This is a genomic window from Streptomyces guryensis, assembly GCF_021261325.1.
Taxonomy (GTDB): domain Bacteria; phylum Actinomycetota; class Actinomycetes; order Streptomycetales; family Streptomycetaceae; genus Streptomyces; species Streptomyces guryensis.
On sequence record NZ_JAJSBI010000005.1, the window covers coordinates 242401 to 261189 of the forward strand.

General features: G+C 70.2%; 19 protein-coding genes and 1 pseudogene. 8 read left to right on the plus strand and 12 right to left on the minus strand.

Features of this window, described 5'->3' with window-relative positions; all coding sequences use genetic code 11:
• Positions 1-47: 47 nt before the first annotated feature.
• From LJ657_RS12955 to LJ657_RS12970, 4 genes are read right to left on the minus strand one after another with little or no spacing between them, the layout of a single operon-like run.
• Complete coding sequence (locus LJ657_RS12955) at positions 48-1067, minus strand: ABC transporter substrate-binding protein (RefSeq protein WP_232648699.1); 1020 nt, start codon at positions 1065-1067, stop codon at positions 48-50.
• Between the two features lie 33 nt (positions 1068-1100).
• A complete protein-coding gene (locus tag LJ657_RS12960) occupies positions 1101-1910 on the minus strand; it encodes an ABC transporter ATP-binding protein (RefSeq protein WP_232648700.1) in 810 nt (269 codons plus the stop codon).
• Complete coding sequence (locus LJ657_RS12965; protein ID WP_232648701.1) at positions 1907-2959, minus strand: FecCD family ABC transporter permease; 1053 nt, start codon at positions 2957-2959, stop codon at positions 1907-1909. Before LJ657_RS12965 ends, LJ657_RS12960 begins: the two co-directional genes overlap by 4 nt.
• Positions 2956-3981, minus strand: coding sequence for a FecCD family ABC transporter permease (locus LJ657_RS12970; RefSeq protein WP_372487911.1), 1026 nt, complete (start codon positions 3979-3981; stop codon positions 2956-2958). The genes LJ657_RS12965 and LJ657_RS12970 overlap by 4 nt, the downstream gene beginning before the upstream one ends.
• A 174-nt stretch (positions 3982-4155) precedes the next feature.
• Here LJ657_RS12970 and LJ657_RS12975 point away from each other — a divergent pair, with 174 nt between their 5' ends.
• The gene (locus LJ657_RS12975; protein ID WP_232648702.1) at positions 4156-4998 is read left to right on the plus strand and encodes a (2Fe-2S)-binding protein; all 843 of its coding nucleotides are present in this window, start codon (positions 4156-4158) and stop codon (positions 4996-4998) included.
• An 87-nt stretch (positions 4999-5085) separates the two neighbouring features.
• Here LJ657_RS12975 and LJ657_RS12980 read toward each other — a convergent pair whose 3' ends face one another.
• From LJ657_RS12980 to LJ657_RS12990, 3 genes are all read right to left on the minus strand, one after another.
• Positions 5086-6840: an ABC transporter ATP-binding protein gene (locus LJ657_RS12980; RefSeq protein WP_232648703.1), complete on the minus strand. Its 1755-nt coding sequence runs from the start codon at positions 6838-6840 to the stop codon at positions 5086-5088.
• Positions 6841-6912: 72 nt separating this feature from the next.
• Complete coding sequence (locus LJ657_RS12985) at positions 6913-7473, minus strand: acyltransferase domain-containing protein (protein ID WP_232648704.1); 561 nt, start codon at positions 7471-7473, stop codon at positions 6913-6915.
• 82 nt (positions 7474-7555) lie between these two features.
• Complete coding sequence (locus LJ657_RS12990) at positions 7556-7792, minus strand: hypothetical protein (RefSeq protein ID WP_232648705.1); 237 nt, start codon at positions 7790-7792, stop codon at positions 7556-7558.
• 201 nt (positions 7793-7993) lie between these two features.
• Here LJ657_RS12990 and LJ657_RS12995 point away from each other — a divergent pair, with 201 nt between their 5' ends.
• From LJ657_RS12995 to LJ657_RS13010, 4 genes are all read left to right on the plus strand, one after another.
• Entirely contained in the window at positions 7994-8146 is a 153-nt protein-coding gene (locus tag LJ657_RS12995; protein ID WP_232648706.1) for a hypothetical protein, read from the plus strand.
• 88 nt (positions 8147-8234) lie between these two features.
• Positions 8235-9320, plus strand: a complete 1086-nt coding sequence (locus tag LJ657_RS13000; protein ID WP_232648707.1) for an S-(hydroxymethyl)mycothiol dehydrogenase — start codon at positions 8235-8237, stop codon at positions 9318-9320.
• Complete coding sequence (locus LJ657_RS13005) at positions 9320-9949, plus strand: MBL fold metallo-hydrolase (RefSeq protein WP_232648708.1); 630 nt, start codon at positions 9320-9322, stop codon at positions 9947-9949. Before LJ657_RS13000 ends, LJ657_RS13005 begins: the two co-directional genes overlap by 1 nt.
• 110 nt (positions 9950-10059) lie before the next feature.
• Positions 10060-10983, plus strand: coding sequence for an SDR family oxidoreductase (locus LJ657_RS13010; protein ID WP_232648709.1), 924 nt, complete (start codon positions 10060-10062; stop codon positions 10981-10983).
• On the opposite strand, the gene LJ657_RS13015 is transcribed toward LJ657_RS13010, so the two are convergent.
• Positions 10974-11522 (minus strand): hypothetical protein, encoded by a 549-nt coding sequence (locus LJ657_RS13015; protein ID WP_232648710.1) that lies wholly within the window; start codon positions 11520-11522, stop codon positions 10974-10976. The genes LJ657_RS13010 and LJ657_RS13015 overlap by 10 nt on opposite strands.
• 109 nt (positions 11523-11631) lie before the next feature.
• On the opposite strand from LJ657_RS13015, the pseudogene LJ657_RS13020 reads away from it, so the two are divergent.
• Both LJ657_RS13020 and LJ657_RS13025 read left to right on the plus strand, forming a co-directional pair.
• Positions 11632-11865: pseudogene (locus LJ657_RS13020) on the plus strand (SDR family oxidoreductase); the annotation flags it as partial.
• Positions 11866-12164: 299 nt separating this feature from the next.
• Positions 12165-12863: a L,D-transpeptidase family protein gene (locus LJ657_RS13025; RefSeq protein ID WP_232648711.1), complete on the plus strand. Its 699-nt coding sequence runs from the start codon at positions 12165-12167 to the stop codon at positions 12861-12863.
• Between the two features lie 27 nt (positions 12864-12890).
• Here LJ657_RS13025 and LJ657_RS13030 read toward each other — a convergent pair whose 3' ends face one another.
• The 4 genes from LJ657_RS13030 to LJ657_RS13045 all read right to left on the minus strand — a co-directional run bounded on the left by LJ657_RS13030 (position 12891) and on the right by LJ657_RS13045 (position 17427).
• Positions 12891-14090 (minus strand): Gfo/Idh/MocA family protein, encoded by a 1200-nt coding sequence (locus tag LJ657_RS13030; RefSeq protein ID WP_232648712.1) that lies wholly within the window; start codon positions 14088-14090, stop codon positions 12891-12893.
• Positions 14091-14164: 74 nt separating this feature from the next.
• A complete protein-coding gene (locus LJ657_RS13035; RefSeq protein WP_232648713.1) occupies positions 14165-15514 on the minus strand; it encodes an ABC transporter substrate-binding protein in 1350 nt (449 codons plus the stop codon).
• A gap of 10 nt (positions 15515-15524) precedes the next feature.
• The gene (locus tag LJ657_RS13040; protein ID WP_232648714.1) at positions 15525-16442 is read right to left on the minus strand and encodes a carbohydrate ABC transporter permease; all 918 of its coding nucleotides are present in this window, start codon (positions 16440-16442) and stop codon (positions 15525-15527) included.
• Between the two features lie 19 nt (positions 16443-16461).
• Positions 16462-17427: a carbohydrate ABC transporter permease gene (locus LJ657_RS13045; RefSeq protein WP_232648715.1), complete on the minus strand. Its 966-nt coding sequence runs from the start codon at positions 17425-17427 to the stop codon at positions 16462-16464.
• Positions 17428-17594: 167 nt separating this feature from the next.
• On the opposite strand from LJ657_RS13045, the gene LJ657_RS13050 reads away from it, so the two are divergent.
• Entirely contained in the window at positions 17595-18755 is a 1161-nt protein-coding gene (locus tag LJ657_RS13050) for an ROK family transcriptional regulator (RefSeq protein WP_232648716.1), read from the plus strand.
• The last annotated feature ends 34 nt before the right edge of the window (positions 18756-18789 follow it).

The following is an 18789-nucleotide window of genomic DNA, read 5'->3' on the forward strand; positions in this document are numbered from 1 at the left end:
GGGGGCGGGCCGCGGCGGTGCGGCGGCCCGCCCCGAAGGAGCGGGAGTTACTTCTTCGGGAGCTCCACGCCGGTGGCCTTCGCGACGTCCTTGAGCATCTGCTCCGCCGCCTGGACGCCGATACCGGACATCCAGGTCTCGTCCGGGACCGTGTAGACCTTGCCGTTCTTCACGGCCGGGAGCGACTTCCAGACCGGGTTGGAGGTGACCTGCTTCTGCTGGGTCTTGTCCGGGGTGTCGGCGGTGGTGACGAAGACCAGGTCGGCGTCGGCCTGGTCGATCTCCTCGGGGCTGACGTCCTTCATGGTGACGTTCGGGTCGTTCGACACCTGCGACTTGGGCCGCTTGAAGCCGATGTCGTTCAGGACGACACCGCTGTAGGAGTTGGTCTGGTAGAGGCGGGTCGGACCGGCGATGAAGCGGACCACGGACGCGGTCGGCATGTGGCCGCCGTCCTTCTTCCTGATGGCCTCACCCAGCGCCTTGGCCTGGGTCTCGTACTCCTTGAGCTTCGCGGCGGCCTCCTTCTCCAGACCGAGCGCCTCGGCGTGGACCTTGAGGTTCTGCTTCCAGACACCGCCGGTGGTCTCCGTGAAGACGGTCGGGGCGATGGCGCTGAGCTTGTCGTAGACCTTTTCGTGCCGGACCTTCGACGACAGGATGAGATCGGGCCTGAGGGAGGCGATCTTCTCCAGGTTGGGCTCCAGGAGGGGGCCGACGTCGGCGGTGCCGCTCAACTCGCCCTTCAGATACGTCGGGAAGCCGCCCTCGGTCTTGAAGTGCGGGGCGACCGCGCCGACCGGGTCGATGCCGAGCAGGGTGACGTCGTCCAGCTCACCGGTGTCGAGCACCACGACCCGCTTCGGCTGCGAAGGGATCTTGACGTCGCCCATCACCGTCTTGAGGGTGCGTGGGAAGCCTGCCGACGCCGCGCCGGAGGCCTTCGCGGTGTCGGCGACGTCGGTCTTCTCGCTGCCGCAGGCAGCCAGTACGGCCGTACCGAGCACGACGGAGAGCAGCACGGCGATCAGCCGGCCGATTCCGCGCAGGAGAGAGCGCTTGAACATGGGGGGTGGTCTTTCCGGTAGGGGAGTGGTGGGTCAGGCGGATGCGGCCGGTTGCCGGACCGCGCTGCTTTTCGGGACGACCAGCGGGGTGCCGGTCTCCGGGTCGGGGATCACCCGGCAGTCCACGTCGAACACGGACCTGACCAGGTCCGCGTCGAGCACGTCGGCCGGGGCGCCGGCGGCGGCGAGGCGGCCCTCCTTGAGGACCACCATGTGGTCCGCGTAGCGGGCGGCCTGTCCCAGGTCGTGCAGCACCATCACCACGGTGCGGCCCGCCTCGGCGTGCAGGGCGGCCACCAGGTCGAGGACATCGAGCTGGTGCCGCAGGTCGAGGAAGGTGGTCGGTTCGTCGAGCAGCAGCAGCTCGGTGTCCTGCGCCAACGCCAGTGCGATCCAGGCGCGTTGGCGCTGACCGCCGGAGAGCAGGTCGACGGGCTGGTCGCGCAGGGACGTGGTGCCGGTGCGCTCCAGGGCCTCGTCCACCGCCCGCTGGTCTGCCGCAGACCAAGGGCTCAGCAGCCGCTGGTGCGGATACCGGCCCAGGCGTACGAGCGCCTCCACGGTGATCGCCTCGGGGGTGACCGGCTGCTGGGGCAGCAGTCCCATCCGGCGGGCGAGCGTCCGCGCCGACATACGGTGGATGTCCGTGCCGTCCAGCGTGACAGTGCCCGCGGACGGGGCGAGCAGCCGGCTCAGCCCCCGCAACAGGGTCGACTTCCCACAGGCGTTGGGCCCCACGATCGCGGTGACGGCGCCGCCCGGCAGTGTCAGATCGAGCCCGCCGACCACGAGCCGGTCGCCGTAGCGCAGATCGAGGCCCTGGGTCTGAATCTGGTCGGTCATGCGTGGCTCCTCTGGACGGGTGAGCTCTGCCGGAACATCAGCACCAGCAGCCAGGGCGCGCCCAGCGTGGCGGTGACCGCCCCGACCGGCAGCCCCTCGATCGGCAGCAGGTGCTGGACCACCAGGTCGGAGGCGAGCAGCAGCACCGCTCCCGTCAGACCGGCCAGGCCCAGGGACGCGGCCGTCGGCGGGCCGGTGACGAAGCGCACGATGTGCGGCACCGCGAGCGCCACGAAGGTCACCGGACCGGCGAGCGAGGCCGCAAGGGATGCCAACGCCACGGCGACGAGGAGAAGTTGGAGGCGGGCGGCGGACGTGCGCAGACCCAGCGCGCCCGCCGATTCGTCCCCGAGGTCGAGCACGGCCAGCCGACGGTGCAGTACGAGGGCGGTGGCGAGCGCGAGCACCATGGCGCCGGCCGCCCCCCACACCTCCGTCCACGTCCGGCCGTACACCGACCCCGTGGTCCACTGCAGCGCCGACCCCGCGAGCTCGGCCGGGAAGCGCACGATCATCAGGTTCACGGCGGCGGCCAGTCCCGCCTGCACGGCGAGCCCGGTGAGCACCAGCCGGGTGACCGCGAGCCCGGACCGCCAGGCGAACACGCCCAGCAGCAGCGCCGAGAGCAGGCCGCCGCCCACCGCCCCGACCGGGATCAGTGTCTGCGAGGCCCCGGCGGCGATCAGCGCGACCGCGCCCAGCGAGGCTCCGCCTGTCACGCCTATGACATCAGGAGACGCCAGAGGGTTGCGGAACAGCCGCTGCAGCACGCAGCCCGCCGCTCCCAGACCGGCACCGGCGACGATCGCCGCCACCGCCCTGGGCGCCCTGAACTGCTGCACCACCAGCACGTCCCCGGAGTCCCCGAGCCCGACCAGCGCCCGCAGTGCCGTCCCGGCGGGCATGGGCATCTCACCCGTCGTCAGGGATGCGGTGAGCAGTACGAACAGTGCGAGGAGACCGCTCGCGGCGAACACCAGGACACGGCGGCGCACCCGGGCCCGGGAGGTGGACTTCGCACGGGCGGACGGAGCGACGGTGGCGGTCATCGGGCCACCTTCCGGGCCAGCAGTGCCAGCAGGGGCGCGCCGAGGAACGCCGTCACGAGGCCGGCCTCCAGCTCCGAGGGGCGGATCACCATCCGGCCGAGGACGTCGGCCGCGAGCAGCAGCAGCGGTCCGGCGATCAGACAGCCGGGCACCAGCAGCCGGTGGTCGGCGCCCAGCAGGGGACGTACGAGATGGGGCGCGGCGAGGCCGATGAAGGCGATCGGCCCGGCCACGGCCACCGCCGACCCGGCGAGCAGGACCACCGCGATGCCGCCGGCCAGCCGGATCCGGGCCACCGGCACCCCGAGTGCCTGGGCCGAATCGTCGCCCAGGGCAAGGGCGTTGAGGGCGGGGGAGACGGCGAGGGCGACCACCAGGCCGAGCAGCAGCGTCGGCAGCACCGGCCACAGCACGTCGAGAGGCCTGCCGGACAGGGATCCGGCCAGCCAGAAGCGGGCCTCGTCGAGCGTGCGCTGGTTCAGCAGCATCACCGCCGACGTCCAGGACAGCAGCACCAGTTGGAGCACCGTGCCGCCGAGGGCGAGCCGTACCGGATCGATGTCCCCGGCCCGGCGGGCCAGCGCCTGGGCGAACAGGGCGGTACCCGCGGCCCCGGCGAACGCGAACCACACGTACTGCACAGGGTCGTTGAGTTTCAGCGCGAAGATCGCGACGACGACCGCGAAACCGGCGCCGGCGTTGATGCCGAGGGTGGTCGGCGACGCGAGCGGGTTGCGGGTGATGCCCTGGGCGACGGCCCCGGCGACCCCGAGCGCCGCGCCGACCGCGAGACCGATGACGGTGCGCGGCAGCCGCAGCCCGGTGACCACGAGCGCCTCCCGGCCATGGGCATGGCCGAGCAATGCGTCGGCCACCGTGGTCAGGGGCACCGACCGGGCGCCGAGCGCGAGGCTCAGGGCGGTGCAGAGCACCAGCGCGCCCAGTCCGGCGAGGAACAGGGGGAGGTGTCTGAAGGCATGGAAGGGCACACCGGGAGGTGCGCCCCGTTGGGTCGCAGTCACAAGCCGTGAGCTTAGGCTAGCCTTCCTTTACTTTTCAATCGGCCGCGAGGTGACCCTGACGTGGGAGTTCCATGATCGCGAGCCGTGAGCGCCCCGTTGATCACCCTTGTCGAGCTGCAGTAAGGTAAGCCTTGCCTTCTCAGTTCTCTCTGAACTTCCTGTGCTGGAGCGCCCATGACCGTGGCTCTGAAGACCCCGCCCGCCGGTGCCGTCGCCCATGCCCTCGGCGGTGTCTACCGGAAACTCGCCGACCTCTGCGAAACGCTGGACGTACGGGTCGTCGAGCCGGGCGACGAGTCCCGAACCACCGTCACGGCAGCCCGGTTGGCATCGGACCGGACCGCGCTCGACGCTTTCGTCGACGCCGAGGCGGCCCGCATCCACGCCCGCTACGCGGTAGCCGCGCGCCTTGACGTCGCCGCCTCACGCGCCCTGCACGACTACGCCTGGACTCTCGGCGTCCTGCTGGGCGGAGCGTGGTACCTCGAACGGCGCGTGCCCCGCATCCGTCCCGCGGACCTGCGGCTGGACCTCGCCACCGGTGCGTACGAGATCACTCCCGGGACCGCGCTCGCCTGTCTGGCCGACGACCCCCTCGCCTCGCTCCCCGGAGTGCTGACGACCTCTCAGGAAGAGCTGCTGCGGGCCGAGTTGCGTATGGCGATGGCCGACCACATACGCCCGCTGCTCGCCGCCATCGGCCCCCTCGCACGGCGCGGGACGCGTTCTTTGTGGGGCATGGTGGCCGACGATCTCGTGTCCGGCATCTGGTACCTCGGCCGCATGCTCGGCCAGGAGAGCGCCGCCGTACGGGCCGCCACCGAAGTACTGCCGATCGCTGTGCCCCCCTACCCGGGCGGCGCCGACTTCCGGTATCTGACGGGCGACGACGGCCGACGACACGCCACCCGCACCCGCACCGGCTGCTGCATGTTCTACGCGATCCGGCCGACCGAGGCCTGCGTGACCTGCCCCCGCACGGGCGACGCGGAGCGCTTGCGCAGACTCCAGAGCTGACGAGGAGACGGCCGGAGGAGCGCCCTGTAGGGGCGCGGGGAACCGCGCGATCAGCCACGACGGCGCCGCAGACGATCGAAGAAGCCTTCAGCCGGCAGTGGCAAGGAACTGCGTGGCCGCCAACTCCGCGTACAGCGGATCCGCGGCAACCAGTTCACGATGGGTCCCCACCGCCCGCACCCGCCCCGCATCCATCACCACAATCCGATCCGCCATCGTCACCGTAGACAGCCGATGCGCAACGACAAGCACCGTGGTCGTACGGGCGACATCAGCGACCGTATCCCGCAACGCCGCCTCGTTCACCGCATCCAGTTGCGAGGTCGCCTCGTCGAGCAACAGCAGCCGCGGCCGCCGCAGCAGCGCCCGGGCGATGGCGACCCGCTGCCGTTCACCGCCCGAGAGCTTGGTACCCCGGTGTCCCACCAGCGTGTCCAGCCCGCTGGGCAGCCGGGCGACCAGCCCGTCCAGACGGGTCGTCTTGAGAACACGCGCGATGGCGTCCTCGGACGCATCCGGGTTGCCCAGCAGCAGATTGTCCCGCAGTGAACCCGACAGCACGGGCGCGTCCTGCTCCACATAGCCGATCGCCGACCGGAGCCTGGGCAACTCCCAGTCCCGCAGGTCGAGTCCGTCCAGGGTGATGGTGCCGGACTCGGGGTCGTAGAACCGCTCGATGAGGGAGAACACCGTGGTCTTGCCCGCGCCGGACGGGCCGACGAACGCCGTCATGCCGCGGGCCGGTACGGCGAACGTCACCCCGTGATGGACGTACGGCAGATCGTCGGCGTACCGGAAGCGGACCTCGTCGAAGGCGAGCGCGGCCGGTTCCGCGCCGGGGGCGGGCAACGGGGCGGGGTGGGCCGCCGGTTCGGAGGGCAGGCTCAGCGCCTCCCGGATGCGGGCGAGGGCGGCGGCGCCCGTCTGGTATTGCGTGATCGCGCCGACCACCTGCTGGATGGGCGACATGAGGTAGAAGACGTACAGCAGGAACGCGACCAGCGTGCCCACCTGGATGGCACCGGTCGCCACCCGCGCCCCGCCCACCGCGAGCACCGTGATGAACGCGATCTGCATCGCGAGACCGGCCGTGTTGCCCGCCGCCGCCGACCACTTGGCGGCCCGTACGCTCTGCCGCCACGACTCCTCGGCGGCCTCGTGCAGCGTCCGCTCCTCACGATGCTCGGCCCCGGACGCCTTCACCGTGCGCAGCGCCCCGAGGATCCGCTCCAGCGATGCCCCCATCACTCCGATCGCGTCCTGCGCCTGTCGGCTGGCCCGGTTGATGCGCGGCACGATCACGCCGAGCACCGTGCCCGCGACCAGGATCACGGCCAGGGTGACCCCGAGCAGCACCGGGTCCACGACCCCCATCATCACCACGGTCGCGAGGAGCGTCAGCCCGCCCGTGCCCAGGCCGACCAGCGAGTCGGTGGTGACCTCCCGCAGGAGCGTCGTGTCGGAGGTGATGCGGGCCATCAGGTCGCCCGGTTCGGTGCGGTCGACCGCGGTGATGCGCAGCCTCAGCAGATACGAGGACAGGGCACGCCGCGCCCCGAGCACCACTGACTCCGCGGTGCGCCGCAGCACGTACGAACCCAGCCCGCCCACCGCCGCGTTGGCGACCACCAGCCCCGACATGGCGAGCAACGCGCCCGTGATGGCCCGGTCGTGGGACAGGTCGTCGATCAACCCCCTTGCCACCAGCGGCAACAGCAGCCCGGTGGCCCCCGTGAGCAGCGAGAGGAGCGCACCCGCCAGCAGCGTCCAGCGGTGTGGACGTACATAGTCGAGGAGCAGCCGCCAGGCGGGCGGTCGGGGCTCGGGGTCTGCGATGCTCACGGCGCTCCTCGCAAGTCGTGCGGAGCCTTCAGGCTACGTCGGCCGCCTCCTTCCTGGCTTTCCGGTCCCGGGTCATGGAGAGCATGAGCGGCGGTCGGCGCCGGAGGACAGACAGCCGTCGAGCATGCCGGTGAGGACCTCGACGGGGCCGAGTTCGAGGTAGGCGGTCACGCCGTCGCGGTGCATCCGGGCAACCGCGTCCGCGAAACGGACCGGTGCGCGCATCGCCCGTACCCAGAAGCCGGGCGAGGCGGCCTCTGCTCCGACCGGCTCGGCCGTGGTGTCGGAGATCAGGGGCAGACGCGGGGGCCGCAGGTCGAGCGCTGCGAGCGTGCGGCGGTCGTCGTCGAGGAGCGGGTCGAAGAGCGGGGAGTGCGGGGCCACGTCCAGGCGCAGCACATGTGTACGACGGCCGCGCCCCGCCCATTCGGCACAGACCTCCGCCACGGTCTCGCGGTGGCGCGAGACGGCTACCGCCCGTGGGCCGTTGACCGCCGCGATCGCGGCGCCCTCCCCCAGGCGCGGCTCCTCCGGGGCGACTTCCACCGCCGCCATGCCACCGCTCTTCGGCAGCGCGTCCGCCAGCCGCGCCAGCGTGCCGACCGCCCGGCAGGCGTCCGGCGGCGAGAACACCCGGTGGCGTGGGCGGCGGCCGCGGTGCGCAGATGCCCGCGGCCGCTGCCGGGGGAGGCGCCGCAGAAGACGATCACAGCGGTCACGGCCACAGCCCGTACCCCCTGGTCAGGATGGAGCGCCTGTCATAGCGGGCCTTGGCCCGCACGAGCTCGTCCCAGGCGGGGCCGAACTGCGCCCGCCAGTCACCGGGCGTCATCGGCTGCGCGCCGACCGGGTGGAGGACTCCGCCGACTGCCCTGGCCCGCTCGTACGCGGCACGATTCGCGGCCACCAACAGCCTTACGACGTCCGGACGTTCGGGCGGCGCCGTACGCATCAGGGAGAGCAGGCACAGGGGCTCGCCGGTACGCAGCGCATATCGTTGGCCGCCTCCGTCAACGGCTTCGAAGCCGTCCTGGAATGCTGTGCGAAGTGTTCGGTCGACGTGGAGTCCCTGCGGAGCACGGTTTTCTGCAGCACCGCATCTTCGGCGAAATGTTCGCAGCGTACCGCCGTCCTCGCGGCGGACCACGCGGACGTGGCCCTGTCCGAGCCCGCCCTGCCCGGCACCTCGGCCCGGCAGGTCGCCGAGACCCTGGTACACGTGCCGCATCGGCTGCTCGCACTGCGCGGGGCGGACGGGGTCGACGAGCAGGCCGTCGGCCGGACCGTGCGGGACTTCCTGCGGTGAGCCGGGACGCGAGGCCTCCGACCCGTTACTGATCAGTCACCCGTAGGGTCGGAGGGACGGACAGCAGCAGACGGAAGGTTTCAACACCATGGCGCAGGAAGTACGCGGCGTGATCGCACCGGGCAAGGGCGAGCCGGTGCGGGTGGAGACGATCGTCGTGCCGGACCCCGGCCCGGGGGAGGCGGTCGTACGGATCCAGGCGTGCGGGGTGTGCCATACCGATCTGCACTACAAGCAGGGCGGTATCAGCGACGACTTCCCGTTCCTGCTCGGTCATGAGGCCGCCGGTGTGGTGGAGTCGGTCGGAGCCGGTGTCACGGACGTCGCCCCCGGTGACTTCGTGATCCTCAACTGGCGTGCCGTGTGCGGGAATTGCCGGGCCTGTCTGCGGGGACGGCCCTGGTACTGCTTCAACACCCACAACGCCGAGCAGAAGATGACCCTCACCGACGGCACCGAGCTGTCCCCGGCGCTGGGCATCGGCGCGTTCGCGGAGAAGACGCTGGTCGCGGCCGGGCAGTGCACGAAGGTGGACGCGAGCGTCGCACCGGAGGTGGCCGGGCTGCTCGGCTGCGGGGTGATGGCGGGCATCGGTGCCGCGATCAACACCGGCAACGTCGGCCGTGGCGACACGGTCGCCGTCATCGGCTGCGGCGGCGTCGGCGACGCGGCGATCGCGGGTGCGGACCTGGCCGGCGCGGCGAAGATCATCGCCGTGGACCTCGACGACCGGAAACTGGCCAAGGCACGGGAGATGGGCGCCACCCACACGGTGAACTCCAAGGAGTGCGACCCGGTGGAGGCCATCCGCGAGCTGACCGGCGGCTTCGGCGCCGACGTCGTCATCGAGGCGGTCGGCCGCCCGGAGACGTACAAGCAGGCCTTCTACGCCCGCGACCTCGCCGGCACGGTCGTCCTGGTCGGTGTGCCCACCCCCGAGATGAAGCTCGAACTGCCCCTCCTGGACGTGTTCGGGCGCGGCGGATCGCTGAAGTCGTCCTGGTACGGCGACTGCCTGCCCTCCCGCGACTTCCCGATGCTCATCGACCTGCATCTGCAGGGCCGTCTGCCGCTGGACAAGTTCGTCACCGAGACCATCCGACTCAGCGACGTGGAGAAGGCGTTCGAGCGGATGCACCACGGCGACGTGCTGCGCTCGGTGGTGGTGCTGTGATGGCCGCCCGCGTCGAACGCCTCGTCACCTCCGGCACCTTCACCCTGGACGGCGGCACCTGGGAGGTGGACAACAACGTGTGGATCGTCGGCGACGACCACGAGGCCATCGTCATCGACGCCGCCCACGACGCCGAGGCCATCGCAGAAGCCGTCGGGGACCGCCGCCTGGTTGCCATCGTGTGCACCCACGCCCACAACGACCACATCGACGCCGCCCCCGCGCTCGCCGACCGCACCGGCGCGACCATCTGGTTGCACCCCGACGACCTGCCGCTGTGGAAGCTGACCCACCCCGACCGCGACCCCGACGCCCATCTGACCGACGGCCAGGTCATCGAGGCGGCAGGGGTCGACCTGACGGTGATCCACACTCCTGGCCACGCGCCGGGCGCCGTCTGCCTGTACGACCCCGCTCTGGCCACGGTCTTCACCGGCGACACCCTCTTCCAGGGTGGCCCCGGCGCGACCGGCCGCTCGTACTCCCACTTCCCGACGATCATCGACTCCCTCCGCGACCGCCTGCTCACCCTGCCCCCGGAGACCAAGGTCCTCACCGGCCACGGCGATCCGACCACCATCGGAGACGAAGCCCCCCACCTGGAGGAATGGATCGCCCGCGGCCACTGAGCGTGGTCGTCCGGCCCCTTTGGCCCCTTCCGTGAAAGGCGACAGAAGATGTCCGGCTTTCCCGGCACCCTCGACGGTGACAGCAGCCGCAGAGGAAAGGGAGGCCGGACATGTCCGCACCGCTGAAGGGCAAGGTGGCGCTGGTCGCCGGGGCGACGAGGGGCGCGGGCCGCGGGATCGCCGTGGAGCTCGGTGCGGCCGGTGCCACGGTCTACGTCACCGGACGCACCACCCGTGCACACCGCTCGGAGTACGACCGCCCCGAGACCATCGAGGACACCGCCGACCTCGTCACCGGGGCGGGCGGCCACGGCATCGCCGTACCCACCGACCACCTCGACCCCGCACAGGTCCGCGCCCTCGTGGACCGCATCGCCGACGAACAGGGCCGCCACGCCCACCTCGACGTACTCGTCAACGACATCTGGGGCGGCGAGCACCTCTTCGCATGGGACAGGCCGGTCTGGGAGCACGACCTGGACAAGGGACTCCGGCTGCTCCGGCTCGCCGTGGAGACACACGCGATCACCAGCCACCACGCCCTGCCCCTGCTCCTGCGCCACCCCGGTGGCCTGGTCGTCGAGGTCACCGACGGAACCGCCGAGTACAACCGCGACACCTACCGCGTCTCCTTCTTCTACGACCTCGCCAAGGCGTCCGTGCTGCGTATGGCCTTCGCCCTGGGCCATGAACTCGGACCGCGCGGGGCGACGGCCGTCGCGCTGACGCCCGGCTGGCTGCGGTCGGAGATCATGCTCGAACAGTTCGGCGTCCGCGAGGACAACTGGCGCGACGCACTCGAACGCGTCCCCCACTTCGCTGTCTCCGAGACCCCGCACTACGTGGGACGCGCGGTCACCGCCCTCGCCGCCGACCCCGACATGGCCCGGTGGAACGGCGCGTCCCTGTCCAGCGGGGGACTGGCGAAGGAGTACGGCTTCACGGACCTGGACGGCAGCCGCCCGGACGCCTGGCGCTATCTCGTCGAGGTGCAGGACGCGGGGAAGCCGGCGGACACGACCGGCTACCGCTGAGGAGACACGGGGTCCCCGCCGCGGACGGGCCGGCGCGCCGAATGACCGGGCGGGAGGCCGAGGTCCTCCCGCACCGCCGCGTAGTAGGCCGTACGTCCGGCGCGCTGCTGGTCCAGCAGTGCCCGCCATGCCTCCGCATCCCTGGTGCCCTCACGCACGAAGCGTTCCATCTCCATCACCGTCACGACCCAGGCCCGTGACCTCGCCACCACTTCGGAGCTGCCCAGCATGATCAGCGCCTCACCCGCAGGATCTCGTCCGGCGTTCGCCGCGGCCAGCAGCGGCTTGGCCTCTTCGGGGGTGAGGGGATCCGGGTGCGTCCCGTTGCCGAGTTCGGAAGCGACCCGGTACGTCACCGTGACCGTCTGCTTCACCGACCGCGCGTAGTCGGAGTACACCGCCAGCCGTCTCTCCTCCCACCGTGCCGCCTGTTCGCGGCGGAACCTCACCCGGTCGCCCCGGACGACCGCCAGATAGGAACCGAACGCGCCGATCACCACACCGATGAGCGCCGGAAGTTGCTGTATGAACGCGGACATGACCGCACGGTATCTGCCGCGTAGATCATTCCGGGAGTAGCTTCAGGCCACGGCTGACACGAAGCGCTTCGAGGGATACGGAGTTCTCGTCACCGGTGCCGCCCCCGGCATCGGAGCCGCCGTCGCCCGGCGGCTCGCCGAGGAAGGGGCCCGGGTGCTGCTCACCGACGTGGACGCCCCCGAGGCGGCCAGGACCGCGGCCGCCCTGCGCGAACAGGGCCTGACCGCCCAGGCGTTGGGGTGCGACGTGGCCGGCCGGGCCTGCGTGCATGCGGCCGTCGCGCATGCCGTCGACGCCTTCCGCTCGCAGGACATCCTGGTCGGGAGCGCCGCGAGCTGCACCCGGACAGCCCGCACTTCCGGGGCGTCCGCGTCAACCTCGTCGTGCCCGGCACGGTGCGCACCTCGGCGCCCCCCAGCTCCCGGTCGAACCGGGACGTCTGAGACTCCGGGGACGGGTGAGACCGCAGGGACGGCGGCGGGCCGTCCTGCGGCATGCATCACGCTGTGACCTGCGGCACTGCGAATGTCACCGTTTCGTCGCATCGTGAGGAGGCCTTGCAACCGATCGCGCCGGACGCCGGTCTAGCTGGCAGAGATCGCAGATCCGACCGACCCATCCGCAGGAAGGCAAGGCAGGCCATGGGGGACATACGCAGACGGGGAGCCGTCGCACTCGGGATCACCGGACTGGTGGCACCGCTCGCACTCACGCTGGGGACGGCACCCGCGCAGGCGGCCACGAGCTGCACCACACAGACCGGGCCCTACCAGAAGCAGGTGGAGAGGTTTCTCGGCCTGACCGTCGACGGCAGGCAGTCCGCCACGGACTGCAAGGCCATCAAGGCGTTCCAGACCAAGCACGGCATCACCCCGAACATCGGCTACGCCGGGTCCGTCACCTGGGGTGTGATGGACCTCATGAACAAGCAGAAGGCCGTCGGCACCAACCCCAACCGGTACGGCGCCTGCCCGACCAACAAGGGCCGCATAGCCTGCGTGAACCTCACCCTCCAGCTCAGCTGGATCCAGGACGGCAGCAGGCTCGTCTACGGTCCCGTCCCGGTCCGCACCGGACGCAACGGCTTCGAGACCCGCACCGGCCTGAAGAAGATCTACTGGCGGGACAAGAACCACGTCTCGAACCTCTACAACGTGCCGATGCCGTACAGCCAGTTCTTCGACGGCGGCCAGGCCTTCCACTCGGTCAACCTCAGCATGTGGAACCCGCCGGGCTCCCACGGCTGCGTCAACATGACCCCGACCACGGCCAAGAAGTACTGGTCGCTGCTGAAGACCGGCGACGACGTCTTCGTGTACGGCCGCAAGCCGGGCACCTGAGCAGGTACCCGGCCCCCGGCATCCCGCTTACTGCGGCGCGTCGCCGAAGTCCGGGATCTCCAGCCTGGCCCCGCCCTGCCGCGCCGACTCGTGCGCGACGATGCCCGGCAGGGTGTAGCGGGCGGCCACCCACGCGTTGACCGACGGCAGCGATCGCGTGTTCACGGCGGTCACGAAGTCGTCGACGAGGAAGTGGTGGCTGCCCTCGTGCCCGTTGTGCAGGTTGTCGAACTCCCGCGGCAGCCGCGCCCGGTCGTGCACCGGCGCCGAACCCGAGGTGAAGGCGGCCCGCAGATCCGGTGCGATGTGCTGGAGTGACGGGTCGTCAGGAGACAGGGTGGGCTTGGGCTCCAGCAGCTCACTGATGTCCTTCACCCCCTTCTTGTCCTGCCACAGCGCCACCGTCGCGAGCTGTTCCATGCTCGCGTCGGTGCCGAAGAAGCGGAAACGCGACTCCCGGATGTGCGAGGGATAGCCCACCCGCCGGAACTCGTTCGTACGGAACGACCCGCCGCCCGCCACCTCGAACAGCGCGGTGGCGTTGGAGAAGTCGTTGCCGAACTGGCTGACGTCCTTGTCGAAGACGCCGTCGCCCCGCTCGTCGACCACACCGATCGCCGACACGCTCACCGCGTGCGTCTGCCAGGCGCCGAGCACCCCGCCCACCGAGTGCGTCGGGTAGAGCAGCGGGGGATAGCTGGCGGTCTGCTTCCAGTTCTCGCCGCCGCTGTACCGGTACGCCTCGTAGAAGCCCAGATCCATGTCGTGGACGTAGTCGCCCTCAGCGTAGAAGATCCGCCCGAAGGCGCCCTCGGCGATCTGGTTGCGGGCGTGCACGGTCGCCGGGTTGTACTGGCTGGTCTCACCCATCATGTACGTCAGTCCGGTCGCCTTGACCGCGTCGATGATGGCGGCGATCTCCTCGGTGGCTATCGCCATCGGGACCGCGGAGTACACGTGCTTGCCCGCGTCGAGGCCCTGCAGGACCAGCGGGCCGTGGGTCCAGCGCTGGGTGAAGATGGCGACCGCGTCGACCGCCTCCGACTCCAGCATCGCCTGGTACGAGGGGAAGGTGCCCGCCAACTGCTGTGCGGCGGCGAGTTGTTCGGCCCGTTCGGGCAGAAGGTCGGTGACATAGACGTCGCTGACGCCGGGATGGGCCTGGAACAGCGTGGCGAACTGGCCGGAGAACTGGCCGGCGCCGACGATGCCGATCGAGAACGTCATGTAAGGCGTGTCCTTCACTGGTGGAGAGATCACTGGTCGGGAGATCAGTGGCCGGGAGATCAGTGGCCGGGAGATCACTGGGAGAGGATCAGATTGATCTGGTCGTTGGTCTGGTCGAGGCTGCCGGCGGACTTGCCGCCGCCATAGATGTCCTGCATGGCGGGGGCCATGAGCGCGGTGACGTCCGCCGCGTAGTCGGTGATCGGGAAGCTGAAGGTCCTGAAGTCCTTCTTGTCGGTGACCGGTTCGGTGAACGCCGTGACGTCGATGCCCTTCTTCCCGTAGGCGGCAACCGCGGCCTTCGTGCCGTCGGGTGTGGCGGGGAAGACGATGCCGTAACGGCCGACGATCGTCTGGCAGGCGTCCGAGGACAGGTACTGCACCCACTTCCTGGCGCCCTGCTTGTTGTGGGCGTTCTTGGTGATGGAGTCGGCGAGGCCGTTCATCATGGTGGCCCGCTTGCCGGTCGGGCCGACCGGTGTGGGGGCGGTGGCGACCTGGATGCCCTTCATCGCGTAGTACGTGGAGATCATCCAGGCGCCGTCGAAAGCGGTTGCCGCCTTGCCCGCGGCCACCTGGGCGTTGGCCGGGTTGGCGCCCGCGCTGTAGTCCGTCAGGGGCGCCAGATAGCCCTTCTCGGCCAGCCCGAAGTACCACTTGATCACGGACTGGAAGGTCTTGCTGCCGTACTGGTACTCGGTGCCCCAGCGCTTCTTGTCGGCATAGCTCCACCCGGCGGACGCGGCGAAGTTGCTCCACTGCGTCTGTCCGTCGCCGTCGCCGCCACCGCCGGTCGCGAGGCCGTACACCTTCACGTGGTTCTTGTCGAAGCCGGGTTCGTCGCCGCGCTTTCCGTGCACGTCGACCGTGAGATGGGCGATGGCCTTCTCGAAGGTGCCGCCGTCCTTCGGGTTCCACGCCAGGCTGCCGATCTGCTGCGGCGTGAGCCCGGCCGCCTGTGCCATCTTCTTGTTGTAGAAGAGGGCGACCGTGTCCCAGTCCTTGGGGGCGCCGTAGCGGTGGCCGTCCTGGGCGATCCAGTTGTCGGCGAGCCCCGGCTGGTAGTCCGGGGCGTTGATGCCCAGATCGTCCAGCGGTTCGAGGACCTTCAGGTCGGCGAACTGGCCGAACTTCTGTATGTGGTCGGTGAAGACGTCCGGCTGGGTGCCCGCGATGAAGCTCGCGGTCAGCTTGGTCCAGTAGTCGGCCCAGCCCATCTGGCTGATCTTCACGTCCAGGCCCGGGTTCTCCTTCTCGAACCCCTTCGCGCAGGCCTGGTAGGCGGGCAGCTGGTTGGAGTCCCACAGCCAGTACGTCACCGTGTTCGCGCCCGCTCCCGCCCCGCCGCCCTTCGCGCACCCGGCGACCAGGGACAGCGCCAGCGCGCCGGTCAGCGCCACGGCGCTTCGTATCCGAACTCGCATGTCCGTCCCCTTACTTGATGCCGGTGAAGCTGATGGTGCTGACGATGCGGCGCGCGAAGAACCCGAAGAGCACGAGCATCGGAAGCGCGGCGATGAGGGTGGCGGCCATCAGGCCGGACCAGTCGTAGCCGGTCTGCGGTGTCTGTGCCCGGAAGATGGCGAGGGCCACGGTCAGCACGCGCGAGCTGTCGCTGTAGGACACCATCAGCGGCCAGAAGTAGTCGTTCCACGAGGTGATGTACGTCAGCACGCCGAGGGTGAGGACGGGCGTGGACGCCATCGGCAGCAGCACCCGGAAGAAGATCCGTACCTTCCCGGCGCCGTCCAGCAGCGCGGCCTCCTCCACCTCGCGCGGCACGTTCATGAAGAACTGGCGCAGGAAGAACACCGCGAAGGGCGTCATGAACATCGTCGGCAGGGCGATGCCCAACAGCGTGTCCACCAGGTGGAGTTGCTTGATCAGCACGAAGTTCGGCAGCAGCGTGAAGATCGCGGGCACCATCAGCCCGGCGAGGAACAGCCCGAACACCTTGTCCCGGCCGCGCCACCTCAAGCGTGCGAAGGCGAAGGCGGCCATGGCGGAGAAGAAGATCTGGCAGACGGTGATCAGCGTCGAGACGATCACGGAGTTGAGCAGATAGCGCCAGAACTTCAGTCCGCCGCCCGCACCGCCCTGTGCGATCGCCTCCTTGGCGGACTGCAGGCCCAGTGCCCGCTCGAAGCCGCCGGCCGTCAGGCCGACCGGCAGCGGGTCGCCGGGATGGGCGGCGAGCGCGGTGTTGGTGGACAGCGCGGTGCGCAGGATCCAGTAGAACGGCAGCAGTGTGATGAGCAGGATCGCGGCCATCACCGCCCAGGCGACGATCCGGCCGATGGAGGGCCGGCGCCTGGTGGGCCGTACGGTCGTGGTGGTTGTCACGGCAGCCATGAGGCTTCTCTCCCTTCCGTCAGCCGAGGTCGCTCTGGCCGGCCCGGGTGAGCCGGTACTGCAGGAACGTGATCGCGCTCAGCACGAGGAGCAGGGCCACGGACATGGCCGAGGCGTAGCCGAACTGGAAGCGGCCGAAGGCGGCGCCGTAGATGTAGTACTGGAGCACGTTGGTGGCGTTCGCCGGACCGCCCATGGTCGTCACGGCGACCGTGTCGAACACCTGGAACGAGCCGATCACCGTCATGATCAGCACGACCGCGAGGACCGGCCGCAGCAGCGGCAGCGTGATCCGCCAGAACATCCGCCACTCGCTCGCGCCGTCCACCCTGGCCGCCTCGTACATGTCGTCGGGAATGGCCATGAGCCCGGCGAACAGCAGCAGCGTGGTGTATCCGACGTGCCGCCAGACGTTGATCAGCGCGATCGTCGGAATCGCCCAGTGCTCGTCGGCGAGGAAGGGGATGTGGTCGAAGCCGAGCGCCCCGATGATCTGGTTGCCGATGCCGAGCTGGGTGTCCAGGATCCACAGCCAGACGACGCCGGCCACGACGTTCGACATCAGATACGGGGTCAGCACGATCCCGCGCAGCACGGCCGACTGCGTCAGTCGCTGCAGAAGTACGGCGATGGCCAGGGCCGCCACCGTCTGGACACCGATGTTGATGACCACGTACTCGACGGTGACCTTCAGCGAGTCCCAGAAGATCGGGTCGTGCACCATGCGCACGTAGTTGTCCAGGCCCACCCACTTGGCCGGGGTGAGCAGGTTGAAGCGGGTGAAGCTCAGGTAGATGCCCCGCAGCGTCGGCCAGAGCAGGAAGACCGTGAAGCCCAGCAGGGCCGGCGCGATGAACACCGCGGCCAGCCGTCCGTCGCCCCCGTTCTCACGGGCCTTGGCCCGTCCCGTCCTCTGCTCGGTCCCTGCCCCCTCCGCGCCGCGCAGTGGCAGGCGCGACGGAGGGCTGCTGGAGGCGATGGTCATCGGGAGACTCCCTCGTCCGCGGCGGCTCGTCCTCAGGCCATTTACTTTTGTTGCGAAAGAATCAATGCGTCAAGAGGTCGCGCACTTCTTTTCGAGAAGAGGTTGTGCGCGCTATCCTGAGCTTGTTGCTTTCATCGCGAAAAAAATCATGTGGGAGTCTGACCTTCATGACCACAGTTGCCGACAGCTGGCTTCCGCTGAGCCCCGGTGAGCGCTCGGTGGCGATCGAGGTACTCGTGAACGGCCCGCTGTCGCGCACCGAACTCGCCCGGCGGCTCGACCTCTCCGCGGGCAGCCTCACCCGGCTGACCAAACCGCTGATCGAGTCGGGCCTGCTGATCGAGGCCGCCGAGGCCGGCGCTCCGGTGGAGGTGCGCCAGGGGCGCCCCTCGCAGCCTCTGGCCGTGGTCGCCGAGTCCCGCTCCTTCGTCGGCTTCAAGATCACCGAGGACATGGTCTACGCCGTCGTGACCACCCTCCGCAGCGACATCGTCGCCCGCTACGACCGCCCGCTCACCACCCATGACCCGGCCGGAGTCGCCGACGTGCTCGCCGCGATGACGGACGAGTTCGCACGTGTCCACCCGCGCCTCGCGGGCATCGGCATCGGCGTGGGCGGTCTGGTCGAGGACCGCGCCGTGGTGGGGGAGTCGCCGTTCCTGCACTGGCGGGACGTCCCGCTCGCCGGGCTCGTCGAGGAGCGCACCGGGCTGCCCGTCGTCGTCGAGAACGACGTCGCCGCCCTCGTCGAGGCCGAGACCTGGTTCGGGGCAGGGCGCGGCCTGGACCGCTTCATCGTCCTCACCATCGGCGCCGGCATCGGCTACGGGCTGGTCCTGGGCGGCAAGCGGGTCTCCTGCGCGGAGGAGGACCGCGGGTTCGGCCGGCACTGGATCATCAACCCCAACGGGCCGCTCACCCCCGACGGCGAACGCGGCAGCGCCGTCTCGCTGCTGACCATCTCCAGCATCCGCTACCAGGTCCGGGCCGCCACCGGCCGCGACCGGACGTACGAGGAGATCCTCGCCCTCGCCGCAGCCGGTGAATCCATGCCCGCCCGCGTCATCGACGAGGCGGCGCGCGCCCTCGGCACCCTCGTCGCCCAGATCGCCAACTTCGCCATGCCGCAGAAGATCCTCCTCGCCGGCGAGGGTGTCGGCCTGATGGATGTGGCCGGAGACACGGTCCGGGAGACGATCACCGCCCACCGGCATCCGCTGGCTCGCCCGGTCCCCCTCGAGACCAAGGTGTCCGACTTCCACGACTGGGCCCGGGGCGCCGCCGTCCTGGCGATCCAGGTGCTGGTGCTGGGGGCGGCGGAAGCCTGAACTGGGCGGCCGGCGCTGCCAGATGACGTGATCA